This window comes from Comamonas sp. E6, from assembly GCF_001010305.1.
GTDB classification, from domain to species: Bacteria; Pseudomonadota; Gammaproteobacteria; order Burkholderiales; family Burkholderiaceae_C; genus Comamonas; species Comamonas thiooxydans.
The window spans coordinates 289,869-307,986 of record NZ_BBXH01000008.1 but is presented as its reverse complement, the minus strand read 5'-3'; the positions used below and the strand labels follow the sequence as shown (position 1 = coordinate 307,986).

Annotated in this window: 16 protein-coding genes; 10 read left to right on the top strand and 6 right to left on the bottom strand. The window is 60.2% G+C overall.

Annotation, left to right across the window (positions count from 1 at the left end):
• Nucleotides 1-42: 42 nt before the first annotated feature.
• The gene (locus tag CSE6_RS08030; protein ID WP_045838892.1) at nucleotides 43-1,635 is read right to left on the bottom strand and encodes a long-chain-fatty-acid--CoA ligase; all 1,593 of its coding nucleotides are present in this window, start codon (nucleotides 1,633-1,635) and stop codon (nucleotides 43-45) included.
• A gap of 176 nt (nucleotides 1,636-1,811) precedes the next feature.
• Between CSE6_RS08030 and CSE6_RS08025 the strand changes: the two genes are divergently transcribed.
• Both CSE6_RS08025 and CSE6_RS08020 read left to right on the top strand, forming a co-directional pair.
• Nucleotides 1,812-2,807 carry an AraC family transcriptional regulator gene (locus CSE6_RS08025; protein WP_034356023.1) on the top strand — a complete coding sequence of 332 codons (996 nt, stop codon included), beginning with the start codon at nucleotides 1,812-1,814 and terminating at the stop codon, nucleotides 2,805-2,807.
• A gap of 286 nt (nucleotides 2,808-3,093) precedes the next feature.
• Entirely contained in the window at nucleotides 3,094-3,621 is a 528-nt protein-coding gene (locus tag CSE6_RS08020; RefSeq protein ID WP_034355968.1) for a nuclear transport factor 2 family protein, read from the top strand.
• 78 nt (nucleotides 3,622-3,699) lie between these two features.
• On the opposite strand, the gene CSE6_RS08015 is transcribed toward CSE6_RS08020, so the two are convergent.
• Entirely contained in the window at nucleotides 3,700-4,224 is a 525-nt protein-coding gene (locus CSE6_RS08015) for an OmpA family protein (protein ID WP_059440274.1), read from the bottom strand.
• Nucleotides 4,225-4,525: 301 nt separating this feature from the next.
• On the opposite strand from CSE6_RS08015, the gene CSE6_RS08010 reads away from it, so the two are divergent.
• Entirely contained in the window at nucleotides 4,526-5,155 is a 630-nt protein-coding gene (locus tag CSE6_RS08010) for a gamma-glutamylcyclotransferase (RefSeq protein WP_034384211.1), read from the top strand.
• Between the two features lie 102 nt (nucleotides 5,156-5,257).
• Nucleotides 5,258-5,869, top strand: coding sequence for a superoxide dismutase family protein (locus CSE6_RS08005; protein WP_059440273.1), 612 nt, complete (start codon nucleotides 5,258-5,260; stop codon nucleotides 5,867-5,869).
• Between the two features lie 143 nt (nucleotides 5,870-6,012).
• Here CSE6_RS08005 and CSE6_RS08000 read toward each other — a convergent pair whose 3' ends face one another.
• The gene (locus CSE6_RS08000; RefSeq protein ID WP_059440301.1) at nucleotides 6,013-6,627 is read right to left on the bottom strand and encodes an NTP transferase domain-containing protein; all 615 of its coding nucleotides are present in this window, start codon (nucleotides 6,625-6,627) and stop codon (nucleotides 6,013-6,015) included.
• A gap of 34 nt (nucleotides 6,628-6,661) precedes the next feature.
• Here CSE6_RS08000 and pdxH point away from each other — a divergent pair, with 34 nt between their 5' ends.
• The gene (gene pdxH / locus CSE6_RS07995; RefSeq protein WP_034356018.1) at nucleotides 6,662-7,309 is read left to right on the top strand and encodes a pyridoxamine 5'-phosphate oxidase; all 648 of its coding nucleotides are present in this window, start codon (nucleotides 6,662-6,664) and stop codon (nucleotides 7,307-7,309) included.
• A 143-nt stretch (nucleotides 7,310-7,452) separates the two neighbouring features.
• Nucleotides 7,453-8,532, top strand: a complete 1,080-nt coding sequence (locus CSE6_RS07990) for a site-specific integrase (RefSeq protein WP_059440272.1) — start codon at nucleotides 7,453-7,455, stop codon at nucleotides 8,530-8,532.
• A 62-nt stretch (nucleotides 8,533-8,594) separates the two neighbouring features.
• Here CSE6_RS07990 and CSE6_RS07985 read toward each other — a convergent pair whose 3' ends face one another.
• The 3 genes from CSE6_RS07985 to msrA all read right to left on the bottom strand — a co-directional run bounded on the left by CSE6_RS07985 (nucleotide 8,595) and on the right by msrA (nucleotide 12,024).
• Entirely contained in the window at nucleotides 8,595-10,730 is a 2,136-nt protein-coding gene (locus CSE6_RS07985; protein ID WP_034355954.1) for a TonB-dependent receptor domain-containing protein, read from the bottom strand.
• Between the two features lie 160 nt (nucleotides 10,731-10,890).
• On the bottom strand, nucleotides 10,891-11,307 hold the full coding sequence (locus tag CSE6_RS07980) for a hypothetical protein (RefSeq protein ID WP_059440271.1): 417 nt from the start codon (nucleotides 11,305-11,307) through the stop codon (nucleotides 10,891-10,893).
• A 180-nt stretch (nucleotides 11,308-11,487) separates the two neighbouring features.
• Entirely contained in the window at nucleotides 11,488-12,024 is a 537-nt protein-coding gene (gene msrA / locus CSE6_RS07975; RefSeq protein WP_045838895.1) for a peptide-methionine (S)-S-oxide reductase MsrA, read from the bottom strand.
• Between the two features lie 344 nt (nucleotides 12,025-12,368).
• Between msrA and CSE6_RS07970 the strand changes: the two genes are divergently transcribed.
• From CSE6_RS07970 to CSE6_RS07955, 4 genes are all read left to right on the top strand, one after another.
• Complete coding sequence (locus CSE6_RS07970; protein ID WP_034391546.1) at nucleotides 12,369-13,619, top strand: efflux RND transporter periplasmic adaptor subunit; 1,251 nt, start codon at nucleotides 12,369-12,371, stop codon at nucleotides 13,617-13,619.
• Entirely contained in the window at nucleotides 13,620-16,874 is a 3,255-nt protein-coding gene (locus CSE6_RS07965) for an efflux RND transporter permease subunit (protein ID WP_034355942.1), read from the top strand.
• 22 nt (nucleotides 16,875-16,896) lie between these two features.
• Complete coding sequence (locus CSE6_RS07960) at nucleotides 16,897-17,607, top strand: protein-L-isoaspartate O-methyltransferase (RefSeq protein WP_004340917.1); 711 nt, start codon at nucleotides 16,897-16,899, stop codon at nucleotides 17,605-17,607.
• 117 nt (nucleotides 17,608-17,724) lie between these two features.
• Entirely contained in the window at nucleotides 17,725-18,072 is a 348-nt protein-coding gene (locus tag CSE6_RS07955; protein WP_034355938.1) for a rhodanese-like domain-containing protein, read from the top strand.
• The last annotated feature ends 46 nt before the right edge of the window (nucleotides 18,073-18,118 follow it).

The window sequence follows — 18,118 nt, the reverse complement described above, 5'->3', positions numbered from 1 at the left end:
TTGCAAGCGGTGAAATGGGTAACGAATGGGGATAGGGACGGATCACGTCGCCAGCGCACGCAGCGCTGTTTTCTGAATCTTTCCGGTGGCCGTCATCGGCATGTGATCTATGAACACCACCCTGTCGGGAATGGACCACTTCGCCACACGCCCTTGGTAGCGCGCAAGAATCCGTTCAGCCGATCGCTCCGCGCCCGCCTTCGGCACGACGAACAGCACCGGGCGTTCACCCCACTTTTCGTTGGCCTCGGCGATGCAGGCTGCCAACTCGACACCGGACTCTTCCATCGCGATGTTTTCAATCTCTATGGATGAGATCCACTCTCCGCCTGACTTGATGACATCCTTGCGGCGATCCGTGATGCGCATGTAGCCGTCCGCATCCATGCTGCCGACGTCTCCCGTACAGAACCATCCGTCTTCGATCGCGGGCTCAGTCTTGCCGTAGTAGCGAGAGATGACCCAGTTGCCCTGAACCATCAGGTGCCCAGTTGAAACTCCATCGTGGGGCAATCGATTGCCAGCATCGTCCACCACCTTGAATCTCGCACCAAACAAGGGCCGCCCTTGCGACGCCAGCACCTGCAGGGCTTCGTCGCCAGACAGCGACGCATGCTGGGGAAGCAATTGGCACACCGTTCCTAGAGGGGACACCTCCGTCATACCCCAGGCGTGGCGCACCGTGACATTACGGGCACCAAAAGCCGCAATCATGTGAGGCGGGCATGCCGCGCCACCGATGAGGATGCGCTGGAGCGTGCTGAAGGCTAGTCCGTGGTTTTCGGCATGGTCCAACACGCCTTTCCATACAGTTGGAACGCCGGCCGACAACGTCACCCCTGCTCGCTCGCACAGAGCGTACAGGCGCTCCCCCTGCATGTTCGATCCCGGCAAGACAATCTTGGCCCCGGACATCAAGGCTGAATACGGCAAACCCCAAGCATTGACATGAAACATGGGCACCAATGGCATCACGGCATCTCTGGCCGAGATGGCGACGGCGTTGGGATGGCTGGACGCGTAGGCGTGCAGCACAGTTGATCGATGGGAGTACAGGGCCCCCTTTGGCGCTCCAGTGGTGCCGGACGTGTAGCACAGCCCACACGCGGTATTTTCATCAAAGACCGGCCATTCAAAGCCACGGGTGTCGTTGCCAAGCCAGGAGCCGTAGTTGTCCCCAGCGCTTCCTCCACCTGCACCTTCGCTCAACAGCACCCAATGCGCCACTGACGGGCACTGAGGGCGCAAGAAATCGACCAGCTCTGTGAATTGCGCGTCGTAGAACAGAACGCTGTCCTGCGCATCATTGATGATGAAGGTGATTTGCTCACGACTCAGCCGCGGATTAACCGTGTGGCAAATCACGCCGATACCAGCCGTGGCATAGTAGATTTCCAGATGGCGATAGGTATTCCATGCCAATGTCGCCACCCTCTGACCTGGCTGCACTTCATGTCGCGTCATACCGATGGCCAGATCCATCACTCTTTCACCGAATTCACGGTACGAGTACGTGTGCAACCCACCATCGTCAAGTGCCGTTAAAATCTGCTGATCTCCGCTATTTTCAAGGGCATACGTTAGGATTGAACTGATAAGCAGCGGCATGCGCATCATGTTTCCAAGCCGTTCCATGTCGTTGTCTCCTTTTCCTTTATTCAGAGAATAGGTACAAGGCGCTCCCCATCCAATTGCCAATGGCGACTTGAAACATGCAAAAAGTGACAATCGCACCAGATCCCCTGGAATGGCCTCAAACGGATGCAGAGGATGGCAGAAGTACCTCGACGGCAACTGTTTCACTCGATTTGGTGCAGGATCTGCTGCAAAGCCTGCGGGCGCTTTGCTCTGAACAAGCTTTGGATCGCTGCCTGAAAGAGGCTGGAATCGTCAAGGAATTCATCAGTCACCCTGGCGCTCGGCTCACACACGATCAGCTCGTTGGGCTTTATCAGAAAAGCGCAGGCGCAACGGGCGATGAAATGATGGGTTTATGGAGCCGCCCCATACGAACCGGCTCCCTGAAATACATCATCCGGGTGCTCATGGATGCGCCCACAATCGATGTGGCGCTATATCGCTTCACACAGTTCTGGAACCTGCTGCTGGACGACTATCGCTTGAATTTTGGACAAGCTGAAACCACACTGCGCCTGGACCTGATCCCCCGTTCACCCGAGGCGAGGGTGAACCGCTTCGGCCACGCACTGATGTTGAAGCTCACGCACGGCATCGTTTCATGGCTCGTCGGCCGGGAGGTTCCTGTTTACAGCGTGGGGCTCGCATTTCCGCGTCCCTCCTTTGCCGCCGACTATCCGATCCTGTTCCCGGCCCCCATTGATTTCGATGGCAAGCACTCGCAGATCACCTTTGGTGCCGAGCTAGGGAAAATTCGGCCCGTACGCAGTGCAGCTGACGTACGGACCTTTCTTGCACGAGCACCCCGCGATTGGATATTCACCTCCTACCACGAACACGCTATACGGCTAAAAGTGCGCGAGTTGTTGCACGCAGATCTGGGAAGAACGCTGGACGACGTTTCAAGCCGACTGCACATGTCCTCGCGAACATTGATCCGCAAATTGCAAGAGGAAGGTCTGTCCTTCCAGGGCATCAAGGATGAACTGCGCAGGGACTTGGCCATCCTGAACCTTGTACGTAACGACGTTTCTCTGGCTGAGATCTCCTATGCCCTGGGCTTCAGCACTCCTGCTGTTTTTCACCGTGCCTTTCGTCACTGGACGGGTATGACTCCGGGCACATACCGGACTGCGCAGCGAAGCATCTCCCAAATAACCAAGCCATGACGTCAGTCATGCAGCCTGAAGCCCGCCACTGCGTACCGTTGTGGCCTGTTGCCCCAACCGCTGTTAGAGAGCAGGCTTCTACAGTGTGAATCTCATGTCCGCACTGACCGTCAGTTACCAGGCGATGGACGATGGTCCCGACCGTATTGGCGGCAATGTCCTTGACGATCTGCGCCAGTTCCTGATTTTTCAGGCTTGAATTGACTACCCATCGTCCAAACATGGGTGTTCAGTCATTGGCTGGCATTCCAGACTCGGTACTCCAACACCAATCAGGAGACTGGCAATGAGTGACTCGGTTCTGGAGCAACTTCAGCAGCGTTTGCAGCATCTTGAGGATATTCAGTCGATACAGGCTTTGAAGGCCCGGTACTTGCGAGCCTGCGATCAGAAGCAGCCGAATGCCATGCGTGAGTGCTTTGTGGAACATGGCGCAGTTATCGAGGCCGATGGTTTTCCGGCTTTTACGGATCGCGAAGAATGGGTTGAAACCTTCACCAGGCTGGCGGTTGCCAACCCGTCCATCCAGGACATGCACCACGGCCACAACCCTCAGATCAGCTTCACGGGAGCTGATAGTGCAAAAGGCTTGTGGGATCTGGAGTTCTGCCAGGTCAATGTCAAGGAACGCACCATCGTCAATCTCTCAGGTCAGTACAGTGATGAGTACGAGCGCATCAACGGGTGCTGGCAGATCCGTACCATGCGCTTTGCGCGGGGATCATTTGTCATGCGCCAGGTCGATGCAGGCGGCATTGAAAGAGTCATTGCCCTGGGCAAGCCTCCGGCAGCTGGATTCATTGAAAACAACTGATCCTTGCTCTGTTGCAAACAGCAAAAAGCCCGATACAGCCAATGCCATATCGGGCTTTGTGCAAGAGAACTGGGTTTATCAGTTAGCCAGAATCACTTCCACACGGCGAGCTTCGGCATTGGAGCCGTCGGCCTGAGATTGCTCGGGCTTCTTCAGCTCGACCTTGTCTTCTGCCACGCCCAGTGCCACCAGGGCGGCCTGGACGGCTTGCGCACGTTGCTTGGCCAGCTCCGCGTTGATTTCAGCACTGCCGGTTGCATCATGGAAACCGGAGATCATGGCGCGCTTGCCTTCGGCCACGCCCTTGACCACATCGCTCAGCGCTTCGTTGGCGCCAGCGGCCACTTCCGCCTTGCCCGAGACAAAGTAGAACTTGACCACACCGTTTTCCACGATCACGCGGGCAGTTTCTTCAACCACCACCACAGGCACGTTGGTCGCGCTGGGTGCGGACACTGCTGCTTCGGCCTTGGGAGCATGGGAAATGCCGCGCTTGTAGACGACGGTGCCGACGACGGTGGAGACAACCAGAGCGATCAGGGCAAACAGAAAACCCAGGGCAAAGCGTTGTTGGCTATCGTCGTCAGAGCTGTTGAAGGACATGAATGAAATCTCCGTATTTGCGGGTGATTATGAAATTACGAAACCTGTATTCATGACACTTTGCAGCCCGGCTACATGCTTCAGGCTGACAAAGCGACAAAACCACGCATTCTAGAGGTTTGGCGTGAAACGCCCTAACTGCTGCTCTCACAGCAATCGCAAAAAAGATTCAAATTTCAGCCGTTTCACACCGGGAAAGCGTTGCTTTTACGCCTTCGTGTGTGCACAGGTGCACCGACGGCGCGTCCGCGCGTTATATATCAAAGTCAATTCAGCTCTGAATCCGGTTCGAGGAGTTTCCATGTCCGCCCTTCCTTTGTTGAATCATTCCATGCGTGATGCTGACCAGATGCTGGAGCGGGCTCTGGTGCAGTGGGGAGGTGACGAGGATTTGTGGATCTTTGGTTATGGTTCCTTGATCTGGCGCCCCGAATTCGACTTCAGCGAACGCCGCTCGGCCCATGTACATGGCTGGCATCGTGCCCTCAAAATGTGGAGCACCATCAACCGTGGCACGCCCCAGGTTCCAGGCCTGGTGTTTGGCATGCTCTCGGGCGGCAGTTGCCAGGGCATGGCCTTCCGTATTCCGCGCAACCAAGGCGATACCGTCATGCGCAAGCTTTGGCTGCGTGAGATGCCCAATGCCGTCTATGACCCGCGCTGGCTGCCTTGCCGCACCCCGCACGGAGCCGTGAAAGCCCTCGCCTTCACGCTGTCACGCCAAAGCCCGCACCATACCGGCGAGCTGGCGCCGGATGAATACCGGCGCATTTTCTCTCAGGCTCAGGGTATATACGGCACGACCCTGGACTATGCGCAGGCCACTTTTGACGAGCTACAACGGCTTGGCATCGACGACAAGGCGCTCAAGCGCCTGCTGGCCTATGCGGACTTCCAGCAAGCCAGTTGCCCATCTGCTGCTGCTATTTGAAACGTAGCTAACATCGCTCTACTGTATTGGTCTGCAGAGCAAAGAGGCTTGAAATTCTGGCGATCCAGGGCACAATGGCCTTTTGATTTCGGAAAGACTGCCATGTTTCCCAACCGTGTTGCCGCCCTCTTTTCGCGCCCTGCCTGGGCAGGTTTGACGCTTGCAGCAAGCTTGGCCGTGACAGCCTGCTCCACGACCAGCAACACGGCTGCGCCCTCTTCTTCGGAGACGACTCCCGCAGCGACTCTCAGCAAAGGCGTTCAATCGATTGCACGTCTGGAAGCCACCAAGGGCAGCCAGGTAACGGGTACGGTACAGTTCTTTCCGCAGCCCGACGGCAGCGTTCGGGTGCAAGGCGGTGTGGAAGGGCTTGCGCCGAATAGCGAGCACGGCTTTCATGTCCATGAAAAAGGTGACTGCTCCAGCGGCGACGGCTTGAGCGCCGGTGGCCACTTCAACCCTGGACAGCAGGCGCATGGCAAATTCGGCGACAGCAAGGCCCATCACATCGGTGACCTACCCAGCCTTGACGCCGACACCCAGGGCGTGGCAACTATCGATTTTGTGAGCAAGGAGTTCAAATTGGACAGAGGCAGCAGCGGCATTCTGGGTCGATCGCTGATCGTGCACAACGATCCGGATGACTACACGACCCAGCCCACCGGCAATTCAGGCGCACGCCTGGCTTGTGCCGTGATTGAGCGCGGCGCCTAAGCCTGCCATCGCCTGGAAAATGAATAGCGAGCGTGCATTTGAAGGACAAGGCCAGGCAGCCGGAACCGGGGCTTGTCTGATAGACGAACTCGGCAAATTCAAAGGCTACCGCGTCAGGCCCTCCCTCAGAGGCTTCTAGAGAATCAAGAATTGCGCGCCTGCCAGATCCTGCGCGCCTCTTCCAAGGCCTGCACAGTGTCCACATCAAGCACGCAGCCTATGTCATCGCAGTCCCAGCGCCACAGACGCTGATTCTCCGCCGCGTTGCGCACGATGGAGGCTGCGCCCAGATCGCCACTGAGCTCAGCAAGTTCCTGCGCTGCTGCACGACTGAAAGCCACAGGATGGCCCTTCTGGCCCTGATAAAAAGGTTGGATCACACGCAGCTCGCGACTCTCCAGCTGTGCCAGCTGCAAAGCCAGTTGTTGCAGCGTGCTGGCTTGAATCAAGGGCAAATCTGCAGGCAGGACCAGCCAGCCATTGGCGCCGGCTGTGGCCTTGACGGCCGCCGCAATGCTGTCGCCCATGCCGGGATGCGGCCCGTATTCCATATGCCAGGGAAGGCCCGAGGCCTGCACTGCAGCCAGCGTGGTTTGCAGAACGGTTTGCAGGCCCAGCATGGCATGGAGCTTGTGGCTGGAGCCGCCCGATGCGAGAAAACGCTCTCCCCTGCCCGCAGCGAGAACCAGCACACAAGGCTGCTCCGAATCAATCACGGCAGCGGACAAAACTTCTTGATTCATATTGCTGTCGAGCATAACGCCGGCTTTGGCTGCGCGGCACAATGTGGACATGAGCAGCCTATCTTCATCCATTGCCGATCTGCGAAAAAGCTATGAACGCGCAGAGCTGAGCGAATCCGCTTCCAACCAGAATCCCCTGCAGCAGTTCGACCAATGGCTGCAGGAAGCCGTGAGAGCCCAAGTGCCTGAGCCCAATGCCATGACTGTGGCGACCGTGAGCGGCGACCTGCGACCCAGCACGCGTATTGTGCTGATCAAAGGTTACGACGAGCGTGGCATTGTCTGGTACACCAACTACGACAGCCGAAAAGGCCAGCAACTGGCGGGCAATCCATTCGCTGCACTGCAATTTCACTGGGTAGAGCTGGAGCGCGTGGTGCGCATCGAAGGCCGTGTGGAAAAAGTCAGTGCCGAAGAAAGCGATGCCTACTTTGCCAGCCGCCCGCTTGACTCCAGAATTGGGGCCTGGGCCAGTCCGCAAAGCCAGGTCATCAGTGGCCGCGGCGTGCTGGTGGCCAATGCCGCCAAGTACAGCGCGCAGTTTTTGCTCAATCCTCCCCGGCCTCCCCACTGGGGCGGTTTCCGTTTGGTGCCCGAGCGGTGGGAATTCTGGCAGGGACGCAAGAGCCGGCTGCATGACCGCCTGAGCTACCGCCAGGAAGGTCAGCACTGGATTCGTGAACGACTAGCTCCCTGAGTTTTGATGGATCCCTCATTGAAATGGGAGGGCGCAGCGACAGAAAGCGCCCTCTTCGCTGATGACCTTTGGCTTGTGATTAAGTGAATGAATTTATGTCGGTGGTGATAAATAAATCATGTAAGTTACATTAATATCATCAAATGCAAAATATAGACATTTCGGATCTGCAGCCTCCAGACCCATCCACTCTGCCAACAGGAAGTCAGCTGTTTCGCGACTGGCTAGAGCATGAGGGCAACAAGAGTTGGGATGCGCTGGATACTTCTCCTGACGGCAACTATGAAAAGGTCTGGCAGGCCTGGTTGATGCATTTGTCCGGGCAGGCACCGATCTCTGGCAAGGAGCGCCCTGCGCGCAGGCAACGTTCTTCAAAGCCCTGGCATCAGGCAACCGAGCTGGATGTGCAAAGCTTCTTGCAGATACGCGATGGCCAACGTGCGCACCACCACCCCGAGCGCAAGATCAGCCCGGTCACCCGCCGCCGCTACTGGCGGCTGCTGGAGCGCATCTACGATCATGCGATGGAGCACGGCTGGATCAGCGCCAACCCAGCAACCGGTCTCGAGCCGGCTGAACGCCCTCCCTCCGAGGACGGCAAGGGCCATTGTCTGCCTCCCCTGCTCTGGCAGTCACTGCCAAGGCACTTTCCCAGCGCCGACGGCTATCAGGATGCACGCGATCGCGCCATTGTGTTGCTGCTCTACGAGTTGGCTCTGGCCCCCGAGGAAGTGCGCTGCCTACTCTGGAAGAACCTGCTTTCAAGCGCCGATCAGGTCTGGCTTGGCAGCTTGGAGAGCATTGCGAACGGAGAGTCACCCCTGCCTCGCTACCTGCAGATAGAAGGCGGTAGAAATGCTCAGCAACGGCTGCTTGAGTTGCCCGACTCCGTGGCCCAGGCCCTGCAAAGCTGGAGAAGATTCAGCGCCGCACAGCGCGGGCCGTCAGTGATTGACGGCAACCATATCGTTTTCTATTCGCGCCGTGGCGGCGAACTGTCAGTACGCATGCTGTTCCATGTGGCCTCGCAGATCATTCAGCGCGCCCATCAGGCCCAGCCCGAGGACAGTCAGAAATTTCCGCTGCAGCGCGTAGGGCCGCAGGTCTTGCGCAACACGGCCATCGTGCAATGGCTGCGCGCCGGCGTGCCCGAATCGGAAGTGATTGCCAGGATCGGCGTGGACAGCACACGTTCCCTGCGCCATCTGCAGCACTATCTATAGCCACGACATCCGGCCCAGGCCCAAACCTGGGCCGGATGCGGCTTAACTCAGCTGAAGCCGGATCAGAAATCCATTCTCAGACCGACCACCAGATTACGCCCCGTCAACGGGGCTGCACTCTTGATGAACGAGGTTGCTGCGTAGGCCAGACGGTTGGTGAGGTTCTGGCCCTTGACATAGAACTGCCACTGGTTGCCGCCACTCTTCCAGAGGTAGCTCGCGCCCAGGTTCAGCATGCCGTAGCCAGGCGTCTGGGTTTCATACTGGGCCGTGCGGTTCTGGCGCAGCACTTGGGTCCATTCGGCCATGGTGTCCCAGCCGGCCAGACGCGCGTTCACACGCAAGCCGGCACGCAATGCCGGAATGCGTGGCAGCGCAGAGCCGTCTTCCAGACGCGCACGCACGCCGTCGCCAAACACGGTCAGGCTCAACTCGCGACTCAGGCGCTGGCTCAGCTGGGCCTCCCAGCCCGTAAAGCGCGCATTGCCCTGGGTGTATTGCAGCAGCTGCAACCCTTCGTGAGCATCCAGCGTGGCGCCGTAGATATAGCCCTTGATGCGGTAGTGATAGGCATTGAGCTTCCAGGTCGTATCACCGGCCGTCTTGGCCAGGCCCAGGTCCAGCGCCTGCGAGCGCTCGCGCGACAGATTGGGATTGCCGATCTCGTAGGTTGCCGTGGCCATGTGCAGGCCGTTGGCAAACAGCTCTTCGGCCGTGGGCATGCGGCTGCCGCTGGTGAACGAGGCCGATGCGCTATAGCCGGGCTGGAACTTCCAGACCGTGCCCAGCGACGCCGAAGTGGCGCTGTGGCTGCGACGCTCGTTGCTCAGCTCGGCCTCCACGCGTTGGCGGTCGTGGCGCAAGGCTCCCTGAAAGCTCCAATCCTGCCAGCGGTATTCCTCAAGCAGATAGAGGCTGTGGCGCTGGGTATCCGTGGGCTGCACATAGGCCTCTTCGCCCGTGGCGCTGAAGCGGCGCTTGAGGGTTTGCAGACCCAGCGTGCCACGCCAGCCGGCGATGGGTTCATGCTCCATCTCCAGGCGCAGGTCATGGGCCTTGTTTCTGAACTGAGTTGCCACGCTGCCATCCTCGATCTCGTCGTGGCGGTAATTGGTCAGGCCGCCGCGCAGACGCAGTGCGGCGATGCCGGCCGTGGGCTTGCGCCATTCGCCGCGCAGATCCCAGCGCTCGCTGGTCAGATCGACCACGGGCACGCTGCCGCCTTCCTCATGATCATGGTCGTGGTCATGCCCGTCATGGGAGCCGCAATGCAGATGATCGCCATGTGCGTGGCAGCCTTCGAAGCTGTGCTGATGGCCTGGCAAGCCGTACTTGGCCTGCTGCCGCGTGTAGGCCAGACCCAGATAGCCCTGATTACCTACCCACGACAGGCCCACGCTGCCCGTGTTGCCGCGGCTGAAGCTGCCCGGAACCTTGCTCTGGCCCCAGCCGCTGCCCACGCGATAGTCTCCCGCGTTGCGGGCCACGCCTTCGGCATGCAGCACCAGCTGGCCGTTATCGTTCTTGAGCGGCGTGGCCGTGGTCAGGGAGAAGGCCCCGGCCGACATGCCTGCCGCCGTTCCAGCCTGCACCTCGGCCGAACCTTCCAGGCCCTTCTCGGGCACCCGGGTCGGAATCTTGCCGTCCAGCACATTCACCACGCCCCCCATGGCGCCGGGGCTGTAGAGCAAAGCTGAAGGGCCGCGCAGCACTTCGATCTGATTGGCCAGCAGCGGCTCGGTGGTCACCGCATGGTCGGGGCTGACCGTCGAGGCATCGAGCAACTCCGAGCCATCGCTGAGCACGGAGACCCGCGCACCATCCATGCCGCGAATCACCGGTCGGCTGGCTCCCGCACCGAAATGGCTTGCATTGATGCCCGGCTCGGCCGCCAGGGTCTCGCCCAGGGTCGCGGCACGGCGCAGGCGCAGTTCCTCTTCGCCGAGCACCTGGACGGGCGTGGCCATATCGCCGGCGGCCATGCCTGTCGCCGACACCGTCACCTCGGCCAGGCTGGACTCCTGCTTGGCCGCATCGGACTGCGCAAAGGCCAGGGGTGAGCAGGCCAGCAGGCCCAGGCCCGTGCCCAGGGCCAGTCCTCGCCCTGCTGGTTGCAGCGCCTCTATGGCGCGGGCCAGAGCCGACTTGGGGGAGCGGCGCAAGGAATGGGCGGAAGAATTCGAAAAACGTTGAGACATCTCAGTTCCACAAACAACCGTGCGCACGCAGACCATCAAAGAAAGTACGCACGGAAATTCAATAAAAACAGCATAAATCGCTTATGTATAAAGCGCTTATAGCTATCAATTCTGATGTTTCTGGTGTAGGCGGCAAAGCATGCCGCAGCATGGATCCGGCCTAGACCAGGGAGCTGAGAGACAGAGGAGGCGCGCGAGCAGCCAGCGGCGCTGCAATAAAGACGGCTCTGGGTGCGGGAGCAAAAGGCCGAGGGATGAAGCTGTCAGGTGGCGGCGCACTGAAAGCGAGCACGGCCACAGGCCCGGCATAGCCATGATTGACCTGATCCAGCAACTGACATTCGGCCGGGCCGTGACCCGCAAACAGCGCATGGACCCAGCCCTGATCCGGGGCGCAGCCGCTGTTGTCACTCTGGCAGTCGCCAGCCACAGCCGGCGAGGTTGGCTGCACATGGCTGTGCGCCACATAGGACTTTGCCGGGACTGTATTGTTGACCGCGTGAACCGCACGGTGCATCTGGCCAAGCGTCGGGCCCAGCACCATGGCCAGGGCCAGCAGGCCCATCAGCCAGCGCATCACCCAGATTTCACGCAGGCTGGCACAACCGCCAGCGGATGCTGGACGGCTGTTTCTGCGCAGATGGGAGTGATGTGACACGTTCAGGAGCAAATGCGGTCTCGGGCGAAACGGCTGCAGCAAAGCTGCCGGGGGTTGCAAAGTGTATCTGCACTAAGGGCCCTGCGCAGCAAGCCAGGCTTAATCCTTGAGCCAGCGCGAGAACGCTTTCTGGAATTTCTGCACCTTGGGTCCCACCACAAAAGCGCAATAGCCCTGACCCGGGTGCTGCAGGAAATAGTCCTGGTGATAGTCTTCGGCGGGCCAGTAGTTGGTCAAGGGCTCGATCTGAGTGACCATGGGTGCATCAAACGCTTTTTCGCTCTGCATTTCCTTGACCAATGCCCGCGCCACAGTCGCCTGCTGCGCATCAGTGGTGAAGATTGCACTGCGGTACTGCGTGCCCACATCATTGCCCTGACGGTTCAGTGTGGTCGGATCATGGGTGCCGAAGAAGATCAGCAGCACATCGCGCAAGCTGATGACCGCGGGGTCGAATTCAAGCTTCACCACCTCTGCATGACCGGTCTGGCCGGTACAGATATCGTCGTAGCTCGGGTGGTCCAAATGGCCGTTGGCATAGCCGCTTTCCACATCGACAATGCCGCGCACGCGATCGAAGACGGCTTCCGTGCACCAAAAGCAACCGCCGCCCAGATAAATGGTTTCCGCAGCCATTGCGGGCTCCTTGTGTTTAAGACGCATCAAGCGTAGCTCAAATCAACTACCCATTTTCACCAATGACAGTGATTGCGGCACCGCTATGCTGCACGGCGCCCACTACACTTGCAATACAAGCGGTGTCCTGCGCATCTAATATGTGACGCATAGAACAGAAGAAACCTGTCTCAGAGGAACGAAGCGCCATCGTGCAGAAGCCGGGCAGGACGGCGCACGAAAAGGTCTTGGTAAAACAAGATTGTTCTTATTTTTCCGCGTGGCCATTGATTACATACTTCGCGCAACTTTGACTGGATTTTTAATCTCCTCGGATATTCACCGACAGGATGCCGATACACACCATGAAGCGTTCCGGCCGCTGGGCCTTGAGTTTGGCCCTGATCGGCTTGCTGGCTATCACAGGCTGGCGCGCAGTCGTCAATCTGCAGCATAAAAAGCCGGCTGTGGCCAATGGATCGGCACCGCTGGAGCTGCCCATACAACTGGCTGCCCAGGAGGTTCTGACGGCTCAACCCCTTCAACTTGCCTTGAGCGTTCCCCTCAACGGTGTGGTTCAGGCAGTGAATTCAGCCATGGTCAAGGCCTATGTCGCGGGCGAACTGCGCGGCCTGACGGTGCGTGAAGGCGATAGCGTCAGCAAGGGCCAGCAGCTGGCTCGCGTTGATGCCACGGAGGCCGAGGCACGCTGGCGCCAGGCGAAGCAGCAGGCCGATGCCTCCAGAGCCCAGTTGGTGATTGCCCAGCGCAACCAGGACAACAATGCAGCCCTGGTGCAAAAAGGCTTTATCTCCACCACCGCACTGCTGACCTCGCAGGCCAACCTGGATTCGGCCCGCGCCAATCTGGCCGCCGCCCAGGCCGCCGCCGATGCGGCCCGAAAGTCCGTCACCGACGCCGTCATCACCAGCCCCATGAGTGGGCAGATCGCCCAGCGCTTTGTCCAGAACGGCGAGCGCGTTGGTGTGGAAGCGCGCATCGTCGAAGTCGTCGATCCAGGGAAACTGGAAATCATGGCCCAGCTCGCTCCCGCAGATTCGGTACAGGTTCAGGTCGGCCAACTGGCCGAGCTGCAAGTGCCCGGTGCCCCCCAGGACATGACGGCCATCAGAGCCAAGGTGGTGCGCATCAATCCCAACGCCCAGACCGGCTCGCGCACTGTGGCGGCCTATCTGGCAGTGCAAAAGGACGAAGCCGCCAAGAACAATAGCAGTCAACGCATTCCACAGTTGCGCCCCGGCCTGTTCTTGCAGGGAAGCATACTGACCGGCAACGCCAGCCAGCTAGCCGTGCCTCTGGCCGCCGTGCGCACCGACAAGCCCCTGCCCTATGTGCAAGTGCTGCAAGCGGTCAAGCCGACCGTGGCCGCAATCGCACCGGAGCGTACACAGGAAATCTCCAGCCGCACAGAGCTTCGCGTGATCCACAAGACCGTGGAACTGGGACGCCAGTCCGCCCATGAAGGCGCAACCTGGGTGCAGATCCTCAAGGGCCTGAATGCGGGCGACCGGATACTGGCTGGCAGCACCGGCGGTCTGCGCGAAGGCACGCTGGTCGAAGAATCGGCCGAGCCAGTCAGCAGCGGGAGCCGGTAAATGTGGTTCACGCGCATCAGCCTCAAGAACCCGGTGCTGGCCACCATGCTCATGCTGGCCTTTGTGGTGCTGGGCATTTTTTCCTACCAGCGGCTCAAGGTTGACCAGTTCCCGAACATCGAGTTTCCAGTAGTGGTGGTCACGGTCGAGTATCCGGGAGCCTCGCCCGAGATCGTCGAGAGCGAGGTCACCAAGAAAATAGAGGAAGCCGTCAACTCGGTCGCCGGCATCAATGCCCTCACCTCGCGCAGCTACGAAGGCACCAGCGTCGTCATCATCGAGTTCCAGCTGCATATAGACGGTCGCCGCGCTGCCGACGATGTACGCGAGAAGGTCGCCTCAGTGCGCCCCACTCTGCGTGACGAGGTCAAGGAGCCGCGCGTCATCCGCTTCGACCCGGCCAGCACGGCTGTCTGGTCGCTGGCCGTGCTGCCAGACCCCCATGCCCTGCACGGCGAGACCGCAGCCAATGGCCAGAGCGTGACGCCGCCCGACGCGATTGCGCTGACGAGCTGGGCCGACCAGGTGCTGAAAAAGCGGCTGGAGAATGTGCGCGGCGTGGGCGCCGTGAACATGGTGGGAGCCACCAAGCGCGAGATCAATGTCTATCTGGACCCGCAGGCGCTCGAGGCCTACTCCATCACTCCCGAGCAGGTTGCCCAGGCGGTGCGCGCCGAAAACCAGGATCTGCCCGTGGGCTCGATCCGCTCCAAGGCCCAGGAACGCGTGGTGCAGATCGATGCCCGCATTCAGCGCCCCGAAGAGTTCGCCCGCATCATCGTAGCCTACCGCAACGGCGCTCCGATCCGCGTCGGCCAGCTGGCCCGCGTGCAGGACGATGCGCAGGAGCTGCAGACCCTGGCGCTGTACAACGGCAGCCGCACTCTGCTGATGTCCGTGCAAAAGGCCCAGGACGAGAACACCATCGAGGTAGTCGACGGCCTGAACGCGGCGATCAAGGCCATCGCCCCCGAGCTGCCACCCGGCGTGCGCCTGCAGGCGATTGCCGACAACTCGCGCGCCATCCGCGTGGGCGTGGACAACGTGCGCCAAACCCTGATCGAGGGAGCCTTGCTCACGGTACTCATCGTGTTTCTGTTCCTGAATTCCTGGCGCTCCACGGTGATCACGGGGCTGACGCTACCCATCGCACTGATTGGCACCTTTCTCTTCATGTACTGGTTTGGCTTTTCCATCAATATGGTCACGCTGATGGCGCTCTCGCTGTGCGTGGGTTTGCTGATCGACGATGCCATCGTGGTGCGCGAGAACATCGTGCGCCATGTGCAGATGGGCAAGAACGCCTATCAGGCAGCCATGGAAGGCACGCAGGAGATCGGGCTGGCCGTGCTCGCCACCACGCTTTCCATCGTCGCCGTATTTCTGCCCATAGGCTTTATGGGCGGCATCATCGGCAAGTTCTTCCATGAGTTCGGCATCACCATCGTGGCGGCCGTGCTGATCTCCATGTTCGTCAGCTTCACGCTGGACCCCATGCTCTCCAGCGTCTGGCATGACCCGGCAATCCACGCCCATGGCGAACATGGCAGCAAAAGCCTGTACGACCGCACGCTGGGTCGCGTGACGGCCTGGGTGGAGCGCATGAGCGATCGGCTCTCGGACGTCTATCAGGGCATACTGCGCTGGTCGCTGGCTCACAAGCTGCTCACCCTGGCGCTGGCATTCATTATTTTCATAGCAAGCATCGCTCTTGTACCCTTGCTTGGCACCGAATTTGTGCCCAAGGCGGACTTCTCGGAAACTTCGATCAGCTTCAACACCCCCGAAGGCTCCTCGATCGAAGCCACCGAAGCCAAGGCCAGGCAGGTGACGAACATATTGCGCGCCTTGCCAGAGGTGCGCTACACGCTGACCACCATCAACACCGGCAATGCCAACGGCAAGAACTACGCCAATATCTATGTGCGCCTGGTTGACCGCCACCAGCGCAGCCGCAATGTGGACGAGATTTCGGCCTATCTGCGCCCCAGGCTGCAGGCGGTTGCAGGCATCAAGCTCACCCATGTGGGCCTGCGCGAGGCCGTGGGCGGGCAAAAGCAGGTCGAGTTCTCGCTCATGGGCCCGGATCTGGACGAACTGGGCCGCCTGAGCCAGATCGTCCAGGAGCGCATAGCCGACATCCCGGGTCTGGTCGATCTGGACTCCAGCCTCAAGCCCAACAAGCCCATGGTCAATATCGAGGTCCATCGCGATGCCGCGGCCGATCTGGGCCTGTCGATAGGCAATATGGCTGGCGCACTGCGCACCTGGGTGGCCGGCCAGACCGTGGGCAACTGGCGGGCCAGCGACGACCAGACCTATGACGTGAACGTGCGGCTCCAGCCCGAGGCCCGCACCACGCCCCAGGACCTGGAGCGCCTGCCGTTTGCACTGGCGACCGGAGATGGCGGCATGCGTATCGTGCGCCTCAACCAAGTCGCCAGCGTGGTGGACAGCACCGGCCCCAGCCAGATCAACCGCCGCAACCTCAACCGCGAAGTCGCCATCAACGCCAATGTCTATCTGCGCAGCACGGGCGAGGTCACAGCCGATATCAAGCAGGCGCTGGCCACCATTCCCATGCCGCCCGGCTACAGCTACCAGTTCAGCGGCGCGGCCAAGAACATGGCCGAATCCTTCGGCTACGCGATTTCCGCGTTGATGCTGGCCATCATCTTCATCTACATGATTCTGGCCAGCCAGTTCAAGAGCTTTCTCCAGCCCCTGGCACTCATGACCTCGCTGCCCCTGACGCTGATCGGCGTTGTGCTGGCCCTGATGATGTTCGGCTCGGCCCTGTCCATGTTTTCCATCATCGGCGTGGTCATGCTCATGGGTCTGGTGACAAAGAACGCCATTCTTCTGGTGGACTTTGCCATCCGCGCCCGCGAGAGCCGCACCAACGAGGTCAGCGGCCAGACCGAGCCGGGCCTGCCGCGCAACGAAGCGCTGCTGCTGGCGGCCCGGGTGCGCCTGCGCCCGATTCTGATGACCACGCTGGCCATGATCTTCGGCATGGTGCCGCTGGCCTTTGCGGTCACCGAGGGCTCCGAGCAACGCGCCCCCATGGGTCAGGCAGTGATCGGTGGCGTCATCACTTCCTCGCTGCTGACCCTGGTCGTGGTGCCCGTGGTGTACTGCTATCTCGATGATTTTTCCAACTGGATGCGCCGTAAATGGTCTGGCGTGCCCTCAAAAAGCGATGAGCCGCCGCACGAAGCCTCCGAGGCTCGTAGAATCGATGGTTTGTCCTGATAAGTCTTTCCCCGGAGATACCATGGCCCTGCCAATGAATGCCCAAGTGGACCCGCGCGATGTGCACGCGCAGGCTCGTTTCAACATGATCGAACAGCAAATCCGTCCCTGGAATGTGCTGGACGAGTCCGTGCTGGAGCTGATGGGCAAGGTCCACCGTGAAGACTATGTGTCGCCCGAATACGCGAACATGGCCTATATGGACATTGAAGTCCCCCTGAAGGGCACGGCCGAAGAAGCTGCCGCCAAAGGCTGGCACATGCTGGCACCCAAGATCGAAGCGCGCATGCTTCAAGACGTGAAGATCAAGCCCACCGACCGCGTGCTCGAGATCGGCACCGGCTCCGGCTATATGGCAGCCCTGCTGGCCGCCCAGGCCAAGGAAGTCGTGACACTGGAGATCGACCCCGAACTGGCCGAGATGGCCCGTGAGAATCTGCTCAGCGCCGGCGTCAAGAATGTCGAAGTCAAGCTGGCCAACGGTGCCACCGCTTCCCTGGCTCAGGGCGCGTTTGACGTGATCGTGCTCAGCGGCTCGGTGGCTCAGGTTCCCGATGCCCTTTACGCCCAGCTCAACGAAGGCGGCCGCATTGCCGCCATCGTCGGTCACATGCCCGTGATGCGCTTCACACTGGTGACCAAGAACGGCAACAATTTCGAAGTCCAGCAACCCTGGGATACTGCTGCCACCCGCCTTGTGGGTTTTGAAGAGCCTTCGCGCTTCTCGTTCTAAACGCTTGTTGCGTTCGCCCTGCTTTCTGCGCTGCGACTCGGCAGTGCAGCGATCAGGGCCTGTCTTTCAGTGTCAGGGTTGGCCCGCAGATTCGTCGGCCAGCCGCCAGGAGTTTTTATGTTGACCCAGGTCTTGCCCGCCCAATTCCAGCAATGGCTGGCTTCTCATGCCGCGAATGGCGTCAGGCCCGTGGTACTGGATGTGCGCGAACCCTGGGAAGTCACCCTGGCCAGCATTCAGCCCGGCGAAGGCTTCGAGCTGCGCTGCATTCCCATGCACGATATTCCCGGCCGCCTGCAGGAGCTGGACCCCGACCACCCCGTCGCCTGCCTGTGCCACCATGGCGCCCGCAGCATGAGCGTGGCTGCGTTTCTGCTCAACAACGGCTTTGAGGACGTCAGCAACATCACCGGCGGCATTGACGCCTGGTCGCTCAGCGCCGACCCGGGCGTGCCTCGTTATTGAAAGATTGCCGGGCCTATTGCTCGGCCAATCCAGAGCTTTGTTGAGT